The sequence below is a fragment of the Methylobacterium sp. R2-1 genome (assembly GCF_014191355.1).
In the GTDB taxonomy this organism is placed as follows: domain Bacteria; phylum Pseudomonadota; class Alphaproteobacteria; order Rhizobiales; family Beijerinckiaceae; genus Methylobacterium.
Window position 1 is genome coordinate 18,978 of the sequence record NZ_JACHWM010000017.1, and the last position, 20,635, is coordinate 39,612.

The following is a 20,635-nucleotide window of genomic DNA, read 5'->3' on the forward strand; positions in this document are numbered from 1 at the left end:
AGCTTGACATGAGTCATGGCTGCAGCAGCAACGCGGCCATGCGGCGTGGGTTCCGCATGGGCCAGGAACGGACGTCGAGCCCCCGCGTTAGGGGCGCATCGATAAACGAAGAGCGAAGAGGCTCAGGGGAACTCATGTCGACAGCACAACTGGTCGTGCAGCACCTACCGTATCTGCGCCGTTATGCGCGCGCGCTCACGGGCAGTCAGGTGGCCGGCGATGCCTACGTCGCGGCCACGCTCGAAACGCTGGTCAACGAGCCTGAGACCCTGGGTCGCAGCACCAACGTCAAAGCGGATCTCTTCCGCGTCTTCACGCGGATCTGGAACTCGCTCTCCGTCAACGGTCACAGCGATCAGGTGCAGCACGATCTGCCGGCCGAGGTTCGGCTCGGCCAGATCACCCCACTACCCCGGCAGGCCTTCCTGCTCTCGTGCCTCGAAGGTTTCTCGGAGGAGGATGCCGGCGTGATCCTCGATGTGGACGTGAACAAAGTGCGCGATCTCGTCGATGAGGCGGGGCGCGAACTCGCGGCCGACATGGCGACCGAGATCCTGATCATCGAGGACGAGCCGCTCATCGCCATGGATCTCGAAGCCCTGGTGGAAGGGCTCGGCCACAACGTCATCGGCGTGGCACGCACGCGGACCGAGGCGGTCAAGATCGCCTCCGAGAGCAAGCGCCCCGGACTGATCCTCGCCGACATCCAGCTCGCCGACGGCTCGTCGGGCCTGGATGCGGTCAACGATCTTCTGAAGACCTTCGAGGTGCCGGTGATCTTCATCACCGCCTATCCTGAGCGCTTCCTCACCGGCGAGCGGCCGGAGCCGGCCTTCCTCATCGCCAAGCCGTTCCAGCCCGCCAACGTCTCGGCGGTGATCAGCCAAGCGCTGTTCTTCCAGCAGAGCGCCCGTCGTCGCGAGGCGCACAACGCCTGAACCGACGCTTCGGGGCTACTTAGAAGAGGGCGCGGGCCGCGAGGCCGGCGCCCTTTTTCGCGGGCGACCGTTGGGGCCCTTTTCGAACCGAGGCTCGATCCGTCGGCAGGCGACCACCATCGGCAGAGTGGCAACAGCAACGGGGAACGCGCACGAAAAAACGGGCCGGACCATTGTCCGACCCGTGAAGAGGTTCCGGCCGATGCACAAGGGGAATGCGGGGAGGACCAGGTGGCCGGGTCTTCATTCAACGAATATCGAAGGGCTGGGTTCCGGAGGACACACTGAAACGTCGATTTTCCGTCCACAGGTGCTTTTCTGCCACGCCGATCGCGGCTCGCCGGCGAGCGCCGGCACCGGAATGAGATCACCGAGCGGGGCAAGAATACTGACTTGATCCGAAGCGGGACAGTGAAGGAACCGGTGATCGGAAAGCAGCGTTGTGATGACAACCTGTCAAGCTCCCATCGGAGATCGCAAAGATGCTTCGGACCGGCCTCCTCCTCGGTGTGAGTGTTCCCGCTGCGATCCTGACCCTGATTCTCGTGCCGGTCGTCCGGCAGGAGGCCGATGCGATGGGGGGCCCGACTGCTCCGCGGGTCGCCTACGAGACACCCGCGACGCCCCTCCCAGGCACGCGCCCCTACTCTACGGCTCTCTACCCGATCCATGTGGCGACGGCGCCGCGCCCGTCCACGCGCACCGAAACGGTGCCGACCCGCTCGGCTCAGGAAGAACTCCCAGCGAAGCCCCGGCGCCTGACGAAGGAAGGCTGCGAGGCTCCGCTCAGCTCGCTGGTCGGGCCCGAGGCGCGCCGCATGGTTCCCGGTCGCTGCATGACCTGATCGGCCTGCGGCCGATCAAGCGTCAGACAGGCCGTGAAACCTTTTCCACGTCGGCAGTCATTCCCGCCAGCCCCATCCGCTCGCGCGCGACAAGCGTGTCGCCGGGCGCAAAGGTTCCGAGGGGCACGTCCCGATCCGGCAGCACGACGGTCGTCGCCGTGTTGACGTGAACGAGCACGTAGCGCCGGAGCGGCAGCGAAGCCGCTGCCCACCGCCGCAATTGATCATGGTAGGGCGCACGCTTCCAGGCCGCGGCCTGTCCGGGATCGACCTGGACGTTGAGGAAACGCGTGACCGGGTCGAGGCTGAGCACCATCTTCGCGCGGTCCGGTCGCCATTCCGGCCCGATCCAGGCTTCCGTCATCCAGAGGCAGTGGAAGGCTCGGCAATGGTCGGGACGCTCCGCGTGGATGCCGCATCCGCCGCCCGAACGGACATGTCGGCACCAGCGCCCTGCGGGACTCTCGACAGCGGGCACATCGTAAACCTTGCAGCAGAGCGTGCAGGAGCCGCAGGCACGGCCCGGAGCGGGCGCGGCGACGATGGTGGCCGGATCGAGCATGACGAGCGGTCGTTGCGTCTTCGAGGCAGGCGGACGGCGCCTTCCTGAGGGAGATTGCGGCCGTTAGTGTGGCGGCGCTGCCGGCGCATCCTGTCGGCGTAGTCTTCCGGCTGCCGCATCATGCTGTCGAACATCGCCGCCCGCGACGTCGAGACCCTGATCCACCCCTACACCAACCTCTCCACCTTCCGGGAGACCGGTCCGCTGGTGCTGGAGCGGGGCCACGGTGTCTGGGTCTACGATACCGACGGCCGTCCCTACCTCGAAGGCATGGCCGGGCTCTGGTGCACGGCTCTGGGTTACGGCAACGAGGAGCTGGTCGAGGCCGCCGCTGAACAGATGGGCCGGCTACCCTTCGCGCACCTCTTCTCGGGCCGCAGCCACGATCCGGCGATCGAGTTGGCCGAGACGCTGAAGGAGCTGATGCCGGTCCCGACCTCGAAGATCTTCTTCACCTCTTCAGGCTCAGAAGCCAACGACGCGCAGGTCAAGCTGCTCTGGTACATGAACAATGCGCTCGGGCGCCCGCGCAAGAAAAAGATCATCGCCCGGAAGAAGGCCTATCACGGCGTGACGGTGGCGACCGCATCGCTCACCGGCCTTCCCGCCAACCACGCCGATTGGGACCTGCCGATCGAGGGCTTCCTGCACGCCGCCTGCCCGCACCATTACCGCGGCGCGGAAGCTGGGGAGAGCGAGGAGGCGTACGCGCAACGCCTCGCGGCGGAACTCGAGGCACAGATCCTCGCCGAGGACCCCGACACGGTCGCTGCCTTCTTCGCCGAGCCGGTGATGGGAGCGGGCGGCGCCATCGTTCCGCCTGCCGGCTATTTCCCGGCGATCCAGGCGGTGCTCGACCGCTACGACGTGCGCCTCGTCGCCGACGAGGTGATCTGCGGCTTCGGCCGCCTCGGCACGTGGTTCGGCAGCGAGGCGCTTGGCATCCGCCCCCACACCTTGTCCTTCGCCAAGGCGCTGACCTCCGGCTACCTACCGCTCGGCGGCATCAGCATCGACGAGCCGCTCTACCGGGCGATGCTGGACGAGAGCGTCAAGCTCGGCGGATTCGGCCACGGCACCACCTATTCCGGGCATCCGGTCGCCTGCGCGGTCGCCAACCGCGCACTCCACATCTACCGGCGCGACCGCATCGTCGAGCGTGCCGCCGAGCGGGCACCGCATTTCCAGGCGGCGCTGGCGCGGCTGGCCGACCATCCGCTCGTCGGCGAGGCGCGGGGCCTGGGCCTGATCGGCGGCATCGAGATCGTCGCCGACAAGCCCTCGAAGCGCCAGTTCGAGCCGAAGGCGGCTGTGGCGGCCCGCTGCGTCGCCTTCGCCCAGGACGAGGCGCTGATCGTGCGCTTCCTGGCTGGCGACCGTATCGCCGTCTGTCCGCCGCTGGTGATCGAGCCGGACGAAATCGACACCCTCTTCGATCGCCTGATCCGCGCTCTGGATCGCACGGCGGCCTGGATCGCGCACGAAGGCCTGCAGCCCGGACCGACACCCTGAGAGATACAACTCAGACCGGCCACCAAGTCGCCAGCTCTTCGGGTGTAAATCTACGGAGGGCATTGCAAGATGGGCTTTATTGCGATGCACTATCGCGTGGCCGAAAGGTGACAATGCGCGGTGCCCGATTTGTCATCTTGCTCGAATTTCCGGCGTTTCGGAAGTCTTAAGCTTCCGTTCATGTCGCCGGATCGATCAAGGTGGAGACGGCATCTTCGCAATCTTGCCACGACGCGGGTGTGTAAAGGTCGTCCTCGCTGCACAAGCGAGGTGTGAGATCGAACCGACGCGGCCGCGCAACGGCCGCCCCGAAGCGCAAACAGGACAGGAACCATGTACGCCCCCAGCCGAACCTCGACCTTCGCGGCAGAGCCGGGCAGCGCCGCCCCGGCGACCGTGGCCGGGGATCGCGAGAACTTCCGCCCGGTTGCCCTTCCGGCGCTGGCCGCCGCCGTCCACGTCAGCCGCAGCGCCATCAAGGCAGCCCGCGCCAAGGCGGAAGCCCGGAACACCGTCCGTTTCGTACACGAGGACGAGCCCGTCGACTGAGGCTCGACGCTGCCGCGCCGCCAGGTCCGGCGGCATGCTCATCCTTCCGACCCGCAGGCAGGTTCTGGGCGGTTTCGGCGCTTCGGCGCTGACGCTCGGCTCCGGGGGCGCCTACGCCTTCGTCGTCGAGCCGCGTTTCCGGCTCGCACTGACACGCTACGGCCTGACGCCGCCGGGCTGGGACCCGGATCATCGCCTGCGCATCGCCGTGCTCGCCGACATCCATGTCTGCGAGCCGTACATGCCGCTCGACCGCGTCGCGGAGATCGTGGCGGCGACGAACGCGCTCGCGCCCGACCTGATCCTCCTGCTCGGCGATTACCCGGCGGGACGGAAGGTGACGTGGCACAGGGTGCCGCTCTCCGATTTCGCGAGGATCGCCGAGGGTCTGCGCGCCCCGCTCGGCACCTACGCCGTGCTCGGCAACCACGATTGGTGGGACGACCGCGAGGCGATGCGAGCGGGCAGGGGGCCGGTCGAGATCCGTCGGCTGCTTGAAGCGCGCGGCATCCCGGTGCTGGAGAACGACGCGGTGCGGCTCCTCCATGACGGCCGCCCGTTCTGGATCGCCGGTCTCGCCGATCAGGAGCCGTTCCTACCGGTGGGCAGCCGCCGCAGCCTTGCCGACCTCCCGGCCACGCTCGCGCAGGTGACCGACGCGGCGCCCGTGATCCTGATGGCGCACGAGCCCGACATCTTCGTGAAGGTGCCCGCCCGCGTCTCGCTGACCCTGTCCGGCCACACCCACGGCGGCCAGATCCGCATGCTGGGCTACTCGCCGGTGCTGCCCTCGCGCTACGGTCAGCGCTTCGCCTACGGGCATGTGGTCGAGGACGAGCGCCACCTCATCATCTCCGGCGGCCTGGGCGTCAGCGGGGTGGGCATACGGTTCGGAGTACCGCCCGAGATCGTGCTGATTGAACTCGGCAGCGGGGCGCCCGCAGCCTGATCCCCTCTCGTCCTCAACCCTTTCGCGAGGCCGGAGCGCCGACATGCAGGAAGCTGCGCTCGCCGGTCGCGGCTTCCGCAACCTGCTGAATCGTGTCGAGAAGCTGGGCGATCGGCCGCGGGCCCGCATGGGGGACCAGGGCTTCGGCAGCAACCCGGCGGGCAGCGGTGCGCCCGGCCCTGAGCTGCGCCTCGCTGAGGACATCGAAACTACGGCCGACTCGTCGGTTCATGGCTCTCTCCTCTGAACCGGACCGTGATGCGGTCATGGTAAATGAGGCGTTAACGGTCAAAGGACGAGGCGGTAGCGGCAGAAATCGTCGGCTGTGGCGAAACGCTCGTAGAGCCGCCGGGCCTGCGCATTCCCGGTCTCCGTGTGCCAGTAGAGCCGCGACCAGCCCTGTTCCTTCCCTAACGCGATGAGGTCGGCGATCAACGCTCGGCCGAGCCCGGTGCCACGCGCGTCGGGCGCCACGAAGAGATCCTCCAGGTAGCAGATCGGCGCAACGGTCCACGTTCCCTCGTGCAGGACGTTGACGGTCATGCCTACGAGCCGCTTCTCCCGCTCCGCGACCCGCGCGAAGACCGGCGAGGCGGGATCGAGGATACGCCGCCACGTTGCGGCGGTGACCGCCTCGGCAAGATCCTCGCCGTAGAAGGCGAGATAGCCCACCCAGAGCCGGCGCCAATCGGCCTCGTCGGCGGCAGCCGGATCACGGATCGTCATGGCAACCTCTCATGGCCTCTCATGGCGTCCTCCGTGCGGCATCCTCGGCCCAGAGATGGATCGCGGCATAGGCGCGCCAGGGCCGCCACGCCGCGGCACGGTCGAGAAGTGCGGTGCGGCTCGGCCGCCCGGTGCCGGTATCGAGGGCGCGCATCAGCCCGATGTCGCCCGCGGGGAAGGCATCGGCCTGAGCCATTGCGCGCATGGCAACGTAATGCGCGGTCCACTCGCCGATGCCGGGCAGGGCCTTGAGCCGGGCGACAGTGTCGTCGAGATCGCGGCCCGGGGCGAACAGATCGGGCGTCGCCAGCATCGCCGCGGCGAGCCCCTGGATCGCCCGCCCGCGGGCGCGGGGCATGTTGAGGACGAGTGAGATCTCGGCATCCTGAAGCTGTTCCGGTGTCGGAAACAGGTGGGTCAGGCCCGGCTCCTCTCCATGCTCCTCCGGGGCAAGAGGCGTGCCGAAGGCGGCAACGAGACGGCCGGCGAGGCGGGTGGCGGCGGCGACCGAGACCTGTTGTCCAAGGATGGCCCGTATCGCCAGCTCGAATCCGTCGAAGGCTCCCGGCATCCGCAGGCCCGGGCGCCGTGCCACGAGGGAAGCGGTGAGCGGATCGCAGCCGAGGCCGTCGGCGATCGCCTGCGGGTCGATGTCGAGGTCGAACATCGCACGCACCCGTGCCAGGGCCTCCGCGTGGGCATCATTCGAGCCGAGGCCGTGGATGCGCACTGACAGGGCATCCGCCTGCAATGTGACCGAGAGCGTGCCGCGCCGCCCGTCCAGGCTGAATGTGCGCGCGTAGCGGCCGCCCGTCACGATCTCGACGCCGGGGCTCGCATGATCGGCGAAGAAGCGTTCGAGATGAGCCCAGTCGTAGGGCGGCCGAACGGCAAGGGCGAAGCAAGCGCCGTTTTCACGGGCCTCGGGCGAAGGGGCGAGCGTCATCATTCAGGGGAGGGGCGGCACGAAAGTCACGCCACTCTCAGGCGGGTCTCAGCCCGGCGCAACCGGTTCGGTGCTCTCGAACTCGGCGGTATCGCCCACGAGATCGGTGAGGGAGACCGCCAGGAGACGTGCGTCCTTCAGATGCAGCGTCGCATCCGGCGTGAGCCAGAGCGGGTGCAGGGCGCTATGGCGGCCCGTCACGCTTCCATGGGCGCGAACGATGCCGTCGCGTCGCTCGACAACGAGTTTGTAGCGGACCTTCACCGGCTCGATCCCCTCCGCGGACAGGGCTCCGCGGCCGCTCAGAACCTGAAGAACTTCGTTCGGCTCGAACATGGGTGGGGGACAGCAACCGGGAACGAGAGGCAAAAAGATTTGCCACTTAATCCCGAACTACGTCACCACGGTTCCGCCGCCAAGATCCCGCGATGACAGACGTACGCTTCTCCCACGTCTTCTCGGGGGCGACTGCCGTGCCAGAGCCCGACGAATTCGTGGCCGGCCGGGAGCGCGACGGCCAGCGCGCATGCCGAGAGGGAGAGAAGCGGATGGGGAGCCCCCGATCCGGATTGGTCGCGAGCCGGAGCCGCTACGGCAGTTCGCGCACGGTTACCCGGCCGCGCTCCACCGAGAGCGCCATGCGCCCATGCTTGAGGGCCAGGGCCTTGTCACCGAACAGGCTGCGGCGCCAGCCCTGAAGAACGGCTACGTCGGCCGCGTCGTCTTCGGCCAGCGCCTCGAGGTCGTCCACGGTTGCGATGATCTTGGGCGCCACACCCTCGGCCTCCGCTACCGCCTTGAGCAGCACCTTGAGGAGATCAACCAGTGCACCGTTGCCGCCGCGGGATCGGCTGCGCTCGGGCAGCGCGATCTGCGAGAGGTCGCGGGCGAAACCTCGCTCGACCGCGGCGAGGATCTCGGTGCCGGTGCGCGAGCGCTCGAAGCCGGCGGGGATGGTGCGCAGCCGCCCGAGCGCCTCGACGCTGCGAGGCCCGGCGGTGGCGATATCGATGACCGCTTCATCTTTGAGGATGCGCCCACGGGGCACGTTGCGGCTCTGTGCCTCCGCCTCACGCCAGCCAGCCACCTCCATCAGCACAGCGATCTCGCGCGGCTTGCGCATCCGTCCGGCGAGCCGGCGCCAGGCTTGGGCGGGCTCCGCCTGATAGGTTTCGGGTGAGGTGAGGACCGCCATCTCCTCATCGAGCCAGAGGCCGCGATCGGTGCTCAGCAGCTCGGCAGCGAGCACTTGGTAGATCGTCACGAGATGCGTGACGTCCGACAGGGCGTAGGCGAGCTGCGCCTCGGAGAGGGGCCGGCGCGACCAATCGGTGAAACGGGAAGATTTGTCGATGCGCGCCTTGGCGACATCGTTGACGAGCTGCTCGTAGGAGACGGAGTCACCGTAGCCGCAGACCATGGCCGCGACCTGCGTGTCGAAGAACGGGTGCGGCAGGAGCCCGCCGAGCAACCAGATGATTTCCAGATCTTGCCGCGCCGAATGAAACACCTTCACGGTGCTCTCGTCGGCCATCAGTCCGAAGAACGGCTGGAGATCGAGATCTTTCGCCAGCGGATCAACGAGGCAGGCGAACCCGTCCGGACCCGCCATCTGGATCAGGCAGAGCTTCGGGTAATAGGTCGTCTCACGCATGAACTCCGTATCGACGGTCACGAAGGGCTGCGCGGCGAGCCGGGCACAGGCGTCGGACAAGGCCTGCGTTGCGGAGATCAGTTCCATGAACTGGCTATACCGAAGGTCGTGCGCTATCGCGAGCCGACGAGAGCCCTCTTGTCCCCACGCGATTGCATGGAAACGCGAAAACTTCGTCGGCTCACGCCGCCCGACGAGGGTTGCGCGGTCCGCGCGCCTTGCGCTGCGCCTCGGCGCGGGCCAGCAGCCAATCGAGGATGCCGGTTTCGATGCGCGTGCCGGAAGCGGGCTCGGTCAGCCGCCGAATGCGATCGGCACGCAAGCCGCGGTAGAGGCCGTGCGCCCGGTCCGTCCCACCGAGCAGAGTGCGGCCGGGCCCGAGCTTCAGCTCGCGCGCGTCCAGGGTACGGGTCGTCCAGGCGCCGCGAGCATCCTCGTAGACGACCTCGAACGTCCCTTCGAGCAGCAGCGTCCGCCAGAGGTCCTGACCCTCGCCGGCTCGGGCCGGCGCGGCCGGGCGACGGGCCCGGCGGCCGGGCGCCTTGATGGGATGAAAGTCTCGAAATTCCATGGTGTTGATATGGGATTTGGCCGTGTTTTCCACAAGCGCGCGCAGAGATTTCCGGTGCCGTCATGACGCGGTGCGGAAACGAACTTTGCCTTCGAAATCGCATTGTATCCGGGCTAAGGTCACGCTTGGCGGGGACGGGCGAAAAGCGGGTTCGCGGGAGAGGCGAAAATGGGTGAGACACGGTTCCGAGCGGCGCGCTGGGCGCTCGCGGGGATGCTGGCTGCGGTCTTCAGCGCCTGCCTCCATCCGGCGCCCTCGCGCGCCCAGAGTTTCCAGACCGCGGCCGTCCACGCGATCCTGATCGATGCCGAGTCCGGCTCGGTGCTGTTCGAAAAGGCGGCCGACGAGCCGTTCTCTCCGGCAAGCATGGCCAAGCTGATGACCGCGGAAATCGTGTTCCGTGCCATCAAGGAGGGGCGTCTTTCCATGGACACCGAGTTTACGGTGACCGAGGACGCGTGGCGCCGCGGCGGGGCGGGGGGGGGTGGCTCCTCGATGTTCGCGCAGGTGAACAGCCGCATCAAGCTCTCCGACCTTCTGCGCGGCCTGATCGTGCAATCGGGCAATGACGCGGCGATCACCATCGCCGAGAACATGGCGGGCACCGAGGAAGCCTTCGCTGGGATGATGAACCAGCGCGCCAAGGAGATCGGACTGACGCGCTCGACCTTCCGCAACGCGACCGGCTACTCGGCCCCCGACCAGAAAGTGACCGCCCGCGACATGGCGCGGATCGCCCAGTACCTCATCGATACCTACCCCGAGTTCTACAAGATCTATTCCGAGCGCGAATTCACTTGGAACAAGATCAAGCAGCAGAACCGCAACCCGCTCCTGACTCTCGACATCGGCGCCGACGGCCTGAAGACCGGCTATCTTGAGGAATCGGGCTACGCGCTCACCGGATCAGCGGTGCAAAACGGTCAGCGGCTCATCATGGTCGTCTCCGGCCTGAAGACCGCGCGGGACCGCGCGGCGGAGGCTCGCAAGATGATGGAATGGGGTTTCCGCGCCTTCGAGCCGCGGCAGGTCTTCGCCGCGAACGAGACCGTGGCCGATGTCTCGGTCTTCGGCGGCGAGAAGGGCTCGGTGCAGGTGGTGGCCAAGAAGCCGGTGCGCCTGTTGCTCCCCCGCGGCGCAACCGACCGTGTCACGGCCAAGGTCGTCTATCAGGGTCCGCTCGTTGCACCGGTCGAGCAGGGCCGCGAGGTCGGCCGGCTGCGCATCACTCGCGGCGACGCGATCGCCCTCGAGCAGCCGATCTATGCCGGCGAGACGGTGGAGGCCGGCACCCTGTCGCAGCGGGCGCTCGACGCGGCGCTCGAGGTCGGCACCGACCTCTTCCGCCGTGCCTTCGAGAAGGCCAAGGGCGGTAACGGCTCCGGTGGCACGTCCGCCGCGGGCGCGGCGAGCGGCAACTCGTGAGGTTCACGGTGATCCCGGACCCGACTGGTCCGGGCTTCAGGGAGCGGCGGAGACGTTCGCGGGTGCGTAGGCGCGGAGACCGAGCGGCAGGTCCGCTCCGGGCCGCCGGATGGAATCCGGGGCGGCACTCTTCAGAGCGTCGTCTCCTCCCGGATGCGAATCTGCGCTCGCTCGAACGCTCACCGCATTCCAAGGGCCGGTGATCTCGAATTGCGTGGCCGTCGGCGGCGTTCCGTCGGAGGCATTCATCCGCGACTGGACTTCGGCCCGAGCCTGGAAGCGGCGGTCGGCCAGAGCGACCCGCCCAATCAGTGAGGCGCCGAGCGTGCGGGAGGCGAGCCGGCCCTCGACGATCTCGCCGACGCCGTCGGCGAACAGCAGCGTCACGGCGGCGTGCTCGAATGGCGTCCGGCCGTTGCGCCGCGCCAGCGCACCCGGCGCCATCGTCCCGCCGCGGTGGATGACGTCGGCGAGGTCGAGCCCGGACAGGGCACCGTCCTCGCTCTCCAGGGCGACCCGGCCTGAAACGGATCGCGCCAGGGCCCCGACATCATGCCCGGCGGCCTCCAGGGTGAGGGTCCCTCGCGTAGCCCCGACCATCCAGCGGGCTTGTCCAAGATCGTCCAGAAGGGCACCGAGATCGAGCCCGTCGAAGCTGCCCTGGGCCTTGACCCGCGTCAGTGCCGCCGCCGACTCCCCGGCGGCGAGGGAAACGCGGCCCTTGACCATGCCGCCCCGCACGTTGGCGCGGCCGAGGGAGGCTTCGATGCCGTCCTCGCGGACGAGGACGCTGGAGGCGAGATCCGACAGTTGCACCGGACCGATCCGGGCGCTGCCGGCGGAGATCCGCAGATCGAGATCACCCCCGGTAAACGGCCGTAGGTCGAGGGATCGCGCACGCCACGCCCGGTCGTCGGCGTGATCGAAGCCCGTCAGCCGCAGAAGGCCGGCGAGCAGGGGCGAGAGGTTGAGGTTTTCGGCCGCGAGGGTGGCCTGTACCGCGGTGCGCTGCGGGCCGAAGGTGGCCGAGCCCGCGCCCTCGAGGCTGTTGCCGTCGCTGCGCACGGTGACGCTGGGGAACTGGATCTGACCCGAGCCGGCCTCGAAGCTGCCCTCCACCGAGAAGTCTTCGATGAAGGGCGACAGGGCGAGGCCTCCGCCGGTGAGCGCCAGAGTCCTGTGGAGGGAGTGGGTCTGAAGGCGTCCGGTGCCGACGGCCTTCAGACCGTCGCGTACGCTGCCGCTACCCTCGGCGTTCAGCGAACCGGTCGGCCAAGTCAGGGCGACGGTGAACGGGCTCTCACCGCCGGAGAGGAGAGCGTAGGGGCGCAGACCCGCGAGCGTGATCCGGGCGCTGCCGTCGCTCCAGCGGAAGCCTCCGGTCAAAGCGAGGCTCTCGCTCCAGGTCGGCCAGGAGACCGTGAGATCGACGTCGCGGACGGTGCGCAGCGCTCCGACCCGCGGATCGAGGCCGGTGACCGCGCAGCGTGCGAGGATGACCCGCCGCGGCCGGTCCCCGTCTTCGCCGGCGATGCTGTGGGTCAGCCGCTCGGACGCGCTCGACCATCGGGTATCCCCGGCTTCCTGCGGCAGCACCACCTCGGCGCCGTCGAGAGTCAAGGAATCGACTTCGACCCGGCCCGTGAGCAGGGCGGCGAGGCCGAGCTGAAGCGAGAGGCTTCCGCCCGAGGCCAGAACCGGCCCACCTGCATTGCCCTCGGTCAGGCGGATATCCTGGAACACGATCCGCGGAAGCGGGAGCAGCACCACCTCGGTGCGCCCCTGGGCCGCGAGTGCCACGCCCCAGCTCTGCTGCAGGCCGCCGCTCACGAAGCGGGCTGCGCTGGGGGCCTCGACCGACCAAGGCAGGCAGCCGGCCACCAAAGCCGTGGCGAGAAGCCCAAGTCCGAGGGCGGAAAGGGTGCGGCGCAGCGACATTGCACTCCGTGGGCGGGCGATACGGATCGGATCGGACCGAACCGCATCGGCGTGACGAGCCGTGCGATCCGCCTGCTTAGCCGGTTCCGGTCCTCCTGTCTCGCGGACGGGACGAGACCGGCCCGCAACGCGGTGGATGGCGCGGCCGTGCTGTGGAGAAGGACCGGGTGCGGCCCCTTCGACCCGGCGGACGGTTACGGCGCGGGATTTTTGCATCGCTCATAAATGCGTCGCCGGTTTGACGAAGACGGTCTTGCGTTGCACACCCGATCGCCATCGATCGGGAGGGCGGCCGGCCGCCGCATCAAAATGCCCGAAGCTTGGCCACGTTCGCTACGGCGGAAGACGAGGAAGGGACGCTGTCGATGAAGAAGGTCTACCCGGATCCGAAGGCCGCGCTCGCCGGCCTCCTGCGCGACGGCATGACGATCATGGCCGGCGGCTTCGGCCTGTGCGGCATCCCGGACGAGCTGATCGACGCGATCCAGGCCTCCGGTGTGAAGGATCTGACCGTCGTCTCCAACAATGCCGGCATCGACGGCGTGGGGCTGGGCAAGCTGCTCGATACCCGCCAGGTCAAGAAGATGATCTCGTCCTATGTCGGCGAAAACAAGGAATTCGCCCGCCAGTATCTCGGCGGCGAACTCGAGATCGAGTTCAACCCGCAGGGCACGCTGGCCGAGCGCATCCGCGCCGGGGGTGCCGGCATCCCGGCCTTCTTCACCAAGACCGGCGTCGGCACCAAGGTCGCCGAAGGCAAGGAAGTGCGCGAGTTCGACGGTGAGAGCTACGTGATGGAGCGCGGTCTGTTCGCGGATCTGGCGATCGTCCACGCCTGGAAGGGCGATACCGAAGGCAACCTCGTCTATCGGAAGACGGCGCGCAACTTCAATCCGATGATGGCCACCGCCGCCGAGGTGACGGTTGCCCAGGTCGAGCACCTCGTCGAGCCGGGCAAGATAGACCCCGACCACATCCACACACCGGGCATCTTCATCGGCCGCATCCTCCACGTGCCGGTGCGCGAGAAGCGCATCGAGCAGCGCACCGTGCGCAAGCGCAAGGAGCCGGAAGCGGCGGCGGCCGGCGGCGGCCAGATCTGAGTCGAACATCGGCCGAGAGGCCACGAGCGCGACGGCGCGTCGCCGCCCCTGCGGCGGACGGCACATCGTCGCTCCGAGGATGCGCCAAACGAGGGAACGTCAAGACCATGGCCTGGACCCGTGAGCAGATGGCGGAGCGCGCCGCCCGGGAGCTGGAAGACGGCTTCTACGTGAATCTCGGCATCGGCATTCCGACGCTGGTATCGAACTACATCCCCGAGGGCATGTCGGTGCAGTTGCAATCCGAGAACGGCATGCTCGGCATGGGGCCGTTCCCCTACGAGGGCGAGGAGGATCCCGACCTCATCAACGCCGGCAAGCAGACCATCACCGCGCTGCCGACCACGAGCTACTTCTCCTCGGCCGACTCTTTCGGAATGATCCGCGGCGGCCACATCGACCTGTCGATCCTCGGCGCGATGCAGGTGGCGCAGAACGGCGACCTCGCCAACTGGATGATCCCCGGCAAGATGGTGAAGGGGATGGGCGGGGCGATGGATCTCGTCGCCGGCGTGAAGAAGGTCGTCGTGGTGATGGAGCACGTCGCCAAGGGCAAGGACGGCTCCGAGAGCCCGAAGCTCCTGAAGGCCTGCGACCTGCCGCTCACCGGCACGCAGGTGGTCGACATGGTGATCACCGATCTCGGCGTGTTCACCATCGACAAGAAGGGCGAGGGCGGCATGACGCTCGTCGAGCTCGCCGAGGGCGTCACCGAGGACGAGATCCGCGCCAAGACGGAAGGCGCGTTCAAGGTCGCGCTGAGGTGAGGCGCAGAGCCCGGACAGGAAGGCGGCCCGTTTCGGGACGCCTTTCGCCCGCCGCGGGCTGGCATGGCTAAGCAGGCATTAATCGGGATCGTCGAAAGCTTCGCATCGGCCGGGACGGCGCCGTGAGAGCGCACCGGTCGGGGAGCTTTTCGCGATACGAAGGTGCGTGTGTATGCGTAGCGTTCCGGGAACGGACAACGTCATCCCCTTTCGCCGACCGGCTGCGGCGCGGCAGGGAGCCATCGCCTCCGAGTTCGGGGCCGTCGCGGCACCACGGAGCCGCTCGCGGGCCGACCAGCGCAGCCTGATGGACGCGGTCTACGCGACGGGCAGCTTGCGGGTGCCGGCGGGTGACCGCGAGACCAAGCTGATCGCCTCGCGTCTCCAAGTCTACGGCTTCCTGACCATCGAGGAGATGGGCGAGGACGGCTCGCTGCGCCGCCTGCGTCCCTCCGAGGCGATCCGCGCCCGCTCCGAGCGGCCTTGGCGTCTGTCGAAGGCGGGCTACAGCACCGGCCTCGCGGTGACGATCCCCTCCGTCGACGATTTTCTGTTCGAGCCGACGGGTCTGCCGGCCTGATCGTTTCTTTCGCCATCGGCGCCCGGCTGTCCACGAGCCCCCGGGCGCCCTCGCAGGATCGGCCTTGCCTGCGCTTTGACCATTCGCACGGACGCCTCCTAGAAGCGTGGCCATGCGCGAGCACCCGCACCGATCCGTGCACGGCCGCGCGATCATCGGGGTGATCGCGCTCTATGCGCTCGTACTCCAGGCCTTCCTCACGGTCCTCGCGCCCGCCGTGCCGCGCCTCGATGGCGGCATTCTCTGTGCGGAGCACGCGACGTCCGAACAGCCGGCCGAGGATGGTCAGACCTGCGGTCATCACGCCTGCTGCACCCAAGTCCAGGCCGTAAGCCTGTTGCCGCCGCCACAGGCAGCCTCTTCCCTCGCCGCGTGGTCGCCGCGCGCCGTGCCGCTTCCCTGGCGGGCCGTGGCGGCGATCCGTGCCCGCGCCCCGCCGGATCAGGGCACTGGTCCCCGAGGTCCGCCCGTCGTCTGAGCCGATCGCCGCGATCCCTCAGAGACGGACCTCGAAACCATGCCATTGTTCCTGTCGGGCGCCGCCGGCGTCACCGCAGCGCGCCGTGTCGCTCGTCTCCTCGCCGCGTCGTCGCTCGCTCTGCCTGGAGCGGCTCAAGCGGAAACCGCCAACGAAGCCGTCATCCTCGAAGAACTCGCCGTGACCGGCGAAGGCAATTCGCGGCGCGGGGCGGGAGGCGGTTCCGATTCGCCCGGCTTCGGCATCGCCGCCCCGCCGGGCGCGGCGCCCGTTGTCATCGAGCGCCCGGTCGGTCAGGTCGTTACTGCGGTAGGCCGCGAGGGCACCATCGCCAACCGCCCCGCTACCTCCATCGGCACGGTCCTGCTCGACAGTCCCGGCGTCACGCTGCGTCAGGGCAATGGCGGGCGCGACGTGGTGATCTCGATCCGTGGCAACAACGCTCGCGCAACCGGCGTGACCCGCAACATGGTGGTGCTGGAGGACGGCTTCCCCGTCACCCAGCCCGATGGCGCCTCGCGCTTCGATCTCGTCGATCCCCGCGCCTATTCGCGCATCGACGTGTTCCGCGGCCCGCAATCGGCTTTGTTCGGCAACTACGCCACCGGCGGCGCGCTGGCCTTTCGCACCCGCAGCGGCCGCGAGATCGACGGCTACGAGATCGGCGTCGATGCCGGCAGCTTCGGCTATCTCAGCCACTCGTTCACCGTCGGAGGCGTGAGCGGCCCGTTCGAGATCAGCCTGTTCGCCAGCGACGTGCGCGCCAACGGCTACCAGGACAATTCCTCCTACGACACGCAGACGGTCAATCTGCTGGCGAGCTACACGCCGACCCCGGATAACCGCTTCACCCTCAAGGTCATCAACAACGAGGTCACCGCCAACATCCCGGCCCGCGCGTCGTTGGACCAGTTCCGCCTCAACCCCTACCAGCGCGGCTGCGAAGCCGCGGCGACGGGGGCACCCGGCTGCACCACCTTCGGCCTGCTGGCGAACGGCGCCTTCGGCCCGCGAGCGCCGGTGACGGCGGTAGAAGGCGCATTCCGCCGCAACGACCGGCGCACGATCATCGCCGGACGTTGGGAGCATGACATCGACGCCCAGACCGCGTGGCGGGTGCAGGTCGGCTTCGACGAGCGCAACTACAATCAGCCGTTCTACACGACCTCAGGCCGGGGCAGCCTGCCCGCGTACTTCGTGCAGACCGACCTGACGCGCCGCGGCGAGCTGTTCGGTCTGCCGGCCGTCGGTTATGCGGCTCTCGCCTACAGCGCCGTCGACATCACCGCCTCGGTCTTCAACCGCGCGCCCTATGGAGGGGCCCGGCTCGGCGCGCTGATCGGACTACAGGACACGGTGCAAGCGAATCTCGGCGGCCGGGCCCGGCTCGAACTCGAACTCGCGCCGCAATGGACGGCCGTAGCCGGGCTCTCCGCCGAGGATTCGAGCATCACCGGGAGCAACCGAACCTTCGCGACGAACGCAGCCGGCACGGTCTCGGCGCTCGCCACGGCCGACCGCCGCTTCTTGAACGTGGCGCCGGAACTCGCCCTCGTTTACCGGCCTGCTCCGAACTGGGCCTTGCGCGGCCGTGTGGCCACGGGCTACGCCACGCCCTCGTTCGCGAGCCTGTTCGTGAACGCCACCGGACTTCCGGGCAACAACACCGACCTGACGACACAGGAGAATCTCGGGTTCGATCTCGGCGCCGATTTCATCCCCCTGGAGGGACTGCGGCTCAGCGTGACCGGCTTCTACGAGTTCTTCCGCAACGAGTTCGTCACGCAGTCACCGGGCGCCGGCCTGCTGAACTATACCTTCAACGCGCCGGCCTCCGAGCATCGGGGCATCGAGGTCGGAGCCGATTGGACCCTCGCCACCGGCTGGCGGGGCGTGCTGGCCTATACCTTCGACGATCAGGTCTACACCGAGTACGTCGAGCAGATCAGCGCCGGCAGCCTCAGCGCGCGCTTCGACCGCGCCGGCCACCGCATTCCCGGCGTGCCGGCCCACCAGCTTCTGGCGCGGGTCGGTTACGATGTGCCAGCGGGGCCGCTGGCCGGGCTCGGCGGCTTCGCCGAAGTGGTGGCCCAGGATGGCTACTATGTCGACAATGCCAACTTCCTGAAGGTGCCGGGCTTCGCGATCCTGAACCTCAACATCCACTACTCGGCCCTGCTGCCGTACGGATACGCTCGGCGGATCGACCTCTACGGCGAGCTGCGCAACGTCCTCGACACGGCGTATGTCGGCTCAGCCAACCCGCTGGCCAACACTATCAGCGCCGCGACGGGCGCGCAGAACGGCCGCGCCGTCCTCGCCGGCACGACGGGCTCGATCTTCGCCGGACCACCGCGGACGTTCGTGGCGGGCATGAAGCTGTCGTTCTGACAGCGATCGCGGATCGGCCGGCCACTTCCGCACCCCTTCTCCACGCCCGGCGGCAACAGGCAGGAACCGGCATCAGGTGTGCTCGGCGGCGGTCTCGTCCTTGTCGCCCGGCATCGCCTCCGCGCTCCCGCCGCGGAGGAAGCGGGCCTGAAGCTCGGCGACGCGGCGGGCCGATTGAGCGTGTTTCGGTGAGACAGCTTTCGAAGGCGTCATCCCGCGCTTGACCGCCAGGAGATCCGGATCGCCCCAGCGGTCGAGCAAGATCTGGAAAGCCGCGTGACGGGCGGTATCGAAGGGGATGCGGCGGCCCGATCCGTCCTTGTAGGGGTGGGGCGGATGCATCCCTGCGCAGGGCACGAAGCCATCGGGGATCGGAGTCGTCGCTGCGTGCGTGCGCCCCGCCCGAAGAAGCTTCGGCAGAACATGCGTGTGCGGCCCCTCGGGACTCATCCCGCCGGGAGCGGGGATTGGCGCATAGACCTCGATCCGCCCGATGCGCGCGAGGAAGATCCGATGCAGGCTCATCGCCACGAGGCGCGGGCCGATCGGGTTGTCAGGGGCGAAGAACGGCCTGCCGACGCCCGCACGCAGGCATGCGACGGCCTCGGGATCGCTTGCGCGCAGGCAGGCATCGACGGCCAGCAGCCCGAGCCCGAGATCGAACAGAATTGCCTCGCGGTCCTCGGCCCGGGCCGCCTCCTGGTCGGGGCCGAGTTCGGTGACCACGCTTCGCCCATTCATGGCGCAGGCGGATTCGGGAAGGCAAAGCGCTACGGCGTGGTTGTAGCCGTCGGAGAAGCCGGTCTCGTATGCGACGGGCCGCAGATCGGCGCTCGGGCTCAGAGCGATGGCACCGCGGGCGGTGGCGAGCCCCATCCGCGCATCGGGAAGGGTGCGCACCGCCTCGTCCTCGTCGCGCATGAACTCGGCGAGGGCGCCGAAGCTGCCGAGACTCCAAGTGACTTGGGCATCGGCCAGAGCGCCGCGCAGCAGCGTTGCGACGTCGGCGGCCTCCACCCATCCCGTCCGGTGACCGCGCGCAAAGGCCCAGGACCTGTCGGGCGCGGGTCGATCCGGCGAAGCCGGGATCACTCCCACTCGATCGTGCCGGGCGGCTTCGAGGTGATGTCGTAGGTCACCCGGTTGATGCCCTTCACCTCGTTGATGATCCGCGTGGCGACGCGGCCGAGGAAGGCCATGTCGAAGGGGTAGAAATCGGCGGTCATGCCGTCGACGGAAGTGACGGCCCGCAGTGCACAGACGTGGTCGTAGGTACGTCCGTCGCCCATGACACCGACCGTCTTCACCGGCAGGATCACCGCAAACGCCTGCCAGATCGTGTCGTAGAGCCCGGCCTGCCGGATCTCATCCAGATAGATCGCGTCGGCTTTGCGCAGCGCTTCCAGCTTCTCGCGGGTGATGATTCCGGGGCAGCGGATGGCAAGGCCGGGTCCGGGGAAGGGATGGCGGCCGACGAAGCTCTCGGGCAGACCGAGTTCACGTCCGAGCAGACGCACCTCGTCCTTGAATAGCTCGCGCAGAGGCTCCACGAGCCGCATGTTCATGCGCTCGGGCAGGCCGCCGACATTGTGGTGGCTCTTGATGGTCACGGAGGGACCGCCGGAGAACGAGACGCTCTCGATCACGTCCGGGTAGAGCGTGCCCTGGGCGAGAAAGGCGGCGCCGCCGATCTTGTTCGCCTCGGCCTCGAACACGTCGATGAACAGGCGGCCGATCGTCTTGCGCTTCACCTCGGGGTCATCGACCCCTTCGAGGGCACCGATGAACAGGTCCTGCGCCTGAACGTGGACGAGCGGGATGTTGTAGTGGTCGCGGAACAGGCGGACCACCTCGTCGCCCTCGCCGAGGCGCATCAGGCCATGGTCGACGAAGACGCAGGTGAGCTGATCGCCGATCGCCTCGTGGATCAGCACCGCCGCAACCGAGGAATCGACACCGCCGGAGAGGCCGCAAATGACCTTTTCCTTGCCGACCTGCTCGCGGATCTTGGCGATCGCCTCCTCGCGGTAGGTGCCCATGGTCCAGTCGCCGGAGCAGCCGGCGATGTCGCGCACGAAGTTGCGGATCAGCAGCGCGCCGTGGGGCGTGTGATGCACCTCCGGATGGAACTGCACCGCGTAGTAGTGGCGGCCCTCGTCCGCCACGGCGGCGAAGGGGGCGTTGCGCGACATTGCGATGGTGGCGAAGCCGTCCGGCAGCTTCGTGACGCGGTCGCCGTGGCTCATCCAGACCGGATATTTCTCGCCGACATGCCAGACGCCCTTGAAGAGCGGGGAGTCCGAGAGAATCTCGACCTCGGCCCGGCCGAACTCGGCATGGTGGCCACCCTCGACCTCGCCGCCGAGCTGGGCCGCCATGGTCTGCTGGCCGTAGCAGATGCCGAAGACCGGCACGCCGGATTCGAAGATCTTTTGCGGGGCCCGCGGGGAAAGGTCCGTCGTCACCGATTCGGGCCCGCCCGACAGGATCACGCCCTTGGGCCGGTGCTCGTCGAAGGCGGCCTCGGCCTTCGTGAACGGCACGATCTCGCAATAGACGCCCTCCTCGCGCACGCGGCGGGCGATAAGCTGCGTCACCTGGGAGCCGAAATCGACGATCAGGATCTTGTCGTGGTGGGACGTGTCGATGGTCATGCTGCCTCGGGCCTTCTGCGCTACCGGTTAGACGAGGCCTCGTAGCC

Annotated in this window: 21 protein-coding genes; 11 read left to right on the forward strand and 10 right to left on the reverse strand. The window is 68.2% G+C overall.

The window, feature by feature from the left end; genetic code table 11:
- Nucleotides 1-134 precede the first annotated feature (134 nt).
- Together FHU13_RS21910 and FHU13_RS21915 are read left to right on the forward strand one after the other, a co-directional pair.
- Nucleotides 135-938: a response regulator gene (locus FHU13_RS21910; protein WP_183437964.1), complete on the forward strand. Its 804-nt coding sequence runs from the start codon at nt 135-137 to the stop codon at nt 936-938.
- 482 nt (nt 939-1,420) lie between these two features.
- Nucleotides 1,421-1,783: a hypothetical protein gene (locus FHU13_RS21915; RefSeq protein ID WP_183437965.1), complete on the forward strand. Its 363-nt coding sequence runs from the start codon at nt 1,421-1,423 to the stop codon at nt 1,781-1,783.
- Nucleotides 1,784-1,805: 22 nt separating this feature from the next.
- On the opposite strand, the gene FHU13_RS21920 is transcribed toward FHU13_RS21915, so the two are convergent.
- Complete coding sequence (locus FHU13_RS21920; RefSeq protein ID WP_183437966.1) at nt 1,806-2,345, reverse strand: hypothetical protein; 540 nt, start codon at nt 2,343-2,345, stop codon at nt 1,806-1,808.
- Between the two features lie 120 nt (nt 2,346-2,465).
- On the opposite strand from FHU13_RS21920, the gene FHU13_RS21925 reads away from it, so the two are divergent.
- The 3 genes from FHU13_RS21925 to FHU13_RS21935 all read left to right on the forward strand — a co-directional run bounded on the left by FHU13_RS21925 (nt 2,466) and on the right by FHU13_RS21935 (nt 5,355).
- Entirely contained in the window at nt 2,466-3,857 is a 1,392-nt protein-coding gene (locus FHU13_RS21925) for an aminotransferase (protein WP_183437967.1), read from the forward strand.
- 333 nt (nt 3,858-4,190) lie between these two features.
- Entirely contained in the window at nt 4,191-4,406 is a 216-nt protein-coding gene (locus FHU13_RS21930) for a hypothetical protein (protein ID WP_183437968.1), read from the forward strand.
- Nucleotides 4,407-4,440: 34 nt separating this feature from the next.
- Complete coding sequence (locus FHU13_RS21935) at nt 4,441-5,355, forward strand: metallophosphoesterase (RefSeq protein ID WP_183437969.1); 915 nt, start codon at nt 4,441-4,443, stop codon at nt 5,353-5,355.
- Nucleotides 5,356-5,368: 13 nt separating this feature from the next.
- Here the strand turns inward: FHU13_RS21935 and FHU13_RS21940 are convergent, their stop codons facing one another.
- The 6 genes from FHU13_RS21940 to FHU13_RS21965 all read right to left on the reverse strand — a co-directional run bounded on the left by FHU13_RS21940 (nt 5,369) and on the right by FHU13_RS21965 (nt 9,252).
- Nucleotides 5,369-5,587, reverse strand: a complete 219-nt coding sequence (locus tag FHU13_RS21940) for a hypothetical protein (protein WP_183437970.1) — start codon at nt 5,585-5,587, stop codon at nt 5,369-5,371.
- 56 nt (nt 5,588-5,643) lie between these two features.
- On the reverse strand, nt 5,644-6,081 hold the full coding sequence (locus FHU13_RS21945) for a GNAT family N-acetyltransferase (protein WP_183437971.1): 438 nt from the start codon (nt 6,079-6,081) through the stop codon (nt 5,644-5,646).
- Nucleotides 6,082-6,100: 19 nt separating this feature from the next.
- Nucleotides 6,101-7,027, reverse strand: a complete 927-nt coding sequence (locus FHU13_RS21950; protein ID WP_183438071.1) for a DNA-3-methyladenine glycosylase family protein — start codon at nt 7,025-7,027, stop codon at nt 6,101-6,103.
- A gap of 48 nt (nt 7,028-7,075) precedes the next feature.
- Nucleotides 7,076-7,363 (reverse strand): hypothetical protein, encoded by a 288-nt coding sequence (locus FHU13_RS21955; protein ID WP_183437972.1) that lies wholly within the window; start codon nt 7,361-7,363, stop codon nt 7,076-7,078.
- A gap of 253 nt (nt 7,364-7,616) precedes the next feature.
- Complete coding sequence (rnd, locus tag FHU13_RS21960; protein WP_183437973.1) at nt 7,617-8,768, reverse strand: ribonuclease D; 1,152 nt, start codon at nt 8,766-8,768, stop codon at nt 7,617-7,619.
- A 94-nt stretch (nt 8,769-8,862) separates the two neighbouring features.
- Nucleotides 8,863-9,252 (reverse strand): hypothetical protein, encoded by a 390-nt coding sequence (locus FHU13_RS21965; protein ID WP_183437974.1) that lies wholly within the window; start codon nt 9,250-9,252, stop codon nt 8,863-8,865.
- 213 nt (nt 9,253-9,465) lie between these two features.
- Here FHU13_RS21965 and FHU13_RS21970 point away from each other — a divergent pair, with 213 nt between their 5' ends.
- Nucleotides 9,466-10,677 (forward strand): D-alanyl-D-alanine carboxypeptidase family protein, encoded by a 1,212-nt coding sequence (locus FHU13_RS21970; RefSeq protein WP_246714791.1) that lies wholly within the window; start codon nt 9,466-9,468, stop codon nt 10,675-10,677.
- A gap of 36 nt (nt 10,678-10,713) precedes the next feature.
- Here the strand turns inward: FHU13_RS21970 and FHU13_RS21975 are convergent, their stop codons facing one another.
- Complete coding sequence (locus FHU13_RS21975; RefSeq protein WP_183437976.1) at nt 10,714-12,615, reverse strand: AsmA family protein; 1,902 nt, start codon at nt 12,613-12,615, stop codon at nt 10,714-10,716.
- A 365-nt stretch (nt 12,616-12,980) separates the two neighbouring features.
- Between FHU13_RS21975 and FHU13_RS21980 the strand changes: the two genes are divergently transcribed.
- The 5 genes from FHU13_RS21980 (at nt 12,981) to FHU13_RS22000 (ending at nt 17,934) form a co-directional block, all read left to right on the forward strand.
- A complete protein-coding gene (locus tag FHU13_RS21980; protein WP_183437977.1) occupies nt 12,981-13,718 on the forward strand; it encodes a CoA transferase subunit A in 738 nt (245 codons plus the stop codon).
- Between the two features lie 107 nt (nt 13,719-13,825).
- On the forward strand, nt 13,826-14,485 hold the full coding sequence (locus FHU13_RS21985; RefSeq protein WP_183437978.1) for a 3-oxoacid CoA-transferase subunit B: 660 nt from the start codon (nt 13,826-13,828) through the stop codon (nt 14,483-14,485).
- A gap of 172 nt (nt 14,486-14,657) precedes the next feature.
- Nucleotides 14,658-15,065, forward strand: a complete 408-nt coding sequence (locus FHU13_RS21990) for a hypothetical protein (RefSeq protein ID WP_183437979.1) — start codon at nt 14,658-14,660, stop codon at nt 15,063-15,065.
- 112 nt (nt 15,066-15,177) lie between these two features.
- Nucleotides 15,178-15,543, forward strand: a complete 366-nt coding sequence (locus FHU13_RS21995; protein WP_183437980.1) for a hypothetical protein — start codon at nt 15,178-15,180, stop codon at nt 15,541-15,543.
- Between the two features lie 39 nt (nt 15,544-15,582).
- On the forward strand, nt 15,583-17,934 hold the full coding sequence (locus tag FHU13_RS22000; protein WP_183437981.1) for a TonB-dependent receptor family protein: 2,352 nt from the start codon (nt 15,583-15,585) through the stop codon (nt 17,932-17,934).
- Between the two features lie 72 nt (nt 17,935-18,006).
- On the opposite strand, the gene FHU13_RS22005 is transcribed toward FHU13_RS22000, so the two are convergent.
- Nucleotides 18,007-18,951, reverse strand: a complete 945-nt coding sequence (locus FHU13_RS22005) for a DUF6925 family protein (protein WP_183437982.1) — start codon at nt 18,949-18,951, stop codon at nt 18,007-18,009.
- Between the two features lie 71 nt (nt 18,952-19,022).
- The gene (gene guaA / locus FHU13_RS22010; protein WP_183437983.1) at nt 19,023-20,588 is read right to left on the reverse strand and encodes a glutamine-hydrolyzing GMP synthase; all 1,566 of its coding nucleotides are present in this window, start codon (nt 20,586-20,588) and stop codon (nt 19,023-19,025) included.
- Nucleotides 20,589-20,635 lie beyond the last annotated feature (47 nt).

What these genes read in the sequence shown, in the direction of transcription:
- FHU13_RS21910 (WP_183437964.1), top strand. Translation starts at nt 135, where the DNA reads ATGTCGACAGCACAACTGGTCGTGCAGCACCTACCGTATCTGCGCCGT.
- FHU13_RS21915 (WP_183437965.1), top strand. Translation starts at nt 1,421, where the DNA reads ATGCTTCGGACCGGCCTCCTCCTCGGTGTGAGTGTTCCCGCTGCGATC.
- FHU13_RS21920 (WP_183437966.1), bottom strand. Translation starts at nt 2,345, where the DNA reads ATGCTCGATCCGGCCACCATCGTCGCCGCGCCCGCTCCGGGCCGTGCC.
- FHU13_RS21925 (WP_183437967.1), top strand. Translation starts at nt 2,466, where the DNA reads ATGCTGTCGAACATCGCCGCCCGCGACGTCGAGACCCTGATCCACCCC.
- FHU13_RS21930 (WP_183437968.1), top strand. Translation starts at nt 4,191, where the DNA reads ATGTACGCCCCCAGCCGAACCTCGACCTTCGCGGCAGAGCCGGGCAGC.
- FHU13_RS21935 (WP_183437969.1), top strand. Translation starts at nt 4,441, where the DNA reads ATGCTCATCCTTCCGACCCGCAGGCAGGTTCTGGGCGGTTTCGGCGCT.
- FHU13_RS21940 (WP_183437970.1), bottom strand. Translation starts at nt 5,587, where the DNA reads ATGAACCGACGAGTCGGCCGTAGTTTCGATGTCCTCAGCGAGGCGCAG.
- FHU13_RS21945 (WP_183437971.1), bottom strand. Translation starts at nt 6,081, where the DNA reads ATGACGATCCGTGATCCGGCTGCCGCCGACGAGGCCGATTGGCGCCGG.
- FHU13_RS21950 (WP_183438071.1), bottom strand. Translation starts at nt 7,027, where the DNA reads ATGACGCTCGCCCCTTCGCCCGAGGCCCGTGAAAACGGCGCTTGCTTC.
- FHU13_RS21955 (WP_183437972.1), bottom strand. Translation starts at nt 7,363, where the DNA reads ATGTTCGAGCCGAACGAAGTTCTTCAGGTTCTGAGCGGCCGCGGAGCC.
- rnd (WP_183437973.1), bottom strand. Translation starts at nt 8,768, where the DNA reads ATGGAACTGATCTCCGCAACGCAGGCCTTGTCCGACGCCTGTGCCCGG.
- FHU13_RS21965 (WP_183437974.1), bottom strand. Translation starts at nt 9,252, where the DNA reads ATGGAATTTCGAGACTTTCATCCCATCAAGGCGCCCGGCCGCCGGGCC.
- FHU13_RS21970 (WP_246714791.1), top strand. Translation starts at nt 9,466, where the DNA reads ATGCTGGCTGCGGTCTTCAGCGCCTGCCTCCATCCGGCGCCCTCGCGC.
- FHU13_RS21975 (WP_183437976.1), bottom strand. Translation starts at nt 12,615, where the DNA reads ATGTCGCTGCGCCGCACCCTTTCCGCCCTCGGACTTGGGCTTCTCGCC.
- FHU13_RS21980 (WP_183437977.1), top strand. Translation starts at nt 12,981, where the DNA reads ATGAAGAAGGTCTACCCGGATCCGAAGGCCGCGCTCGCCGGCCTCCTG.
- FHU13_RS21985 (WP_183437978.1), top strand. Translation starts at nt 13,826, where the DNA reads ATGGCCTGGACCCGTGAGCAGATGGCGGAGCGCGCCGCCCGGGAGCTG.
- FHU13_RS21990 (WP_183437979.1), top strand. Translation starts at nt 14,658, where the DNA reads ATGCGTAGCGTTCCGGGAACGGACAACGTCATCCCCTTTCGCCGACCG.
- FHU13_RS21995 (WP_183437980.1), top strand. Translation starts at nt 15,178, where the DNA reads ATGCGCGAGCACCCGCACCGATCCGTGCACGGCCGCGCGATCATCGGG.
- FHU13_RS22000 (WP_183437981.1), top strand. Translation starts at nt 15,583, where the DNA reads ATGCCATTGTTCCTGTCGGGCGCCGCCGGCGTCACCGCAGCGCGCCGT.
- guaA (WP_183437983.1), bottom strand. Translation starts at nt 20,588, where the DNA reads ATGACCATCGACACGTCCCACCACGACAAGATCCTGATCGTCGATTTC.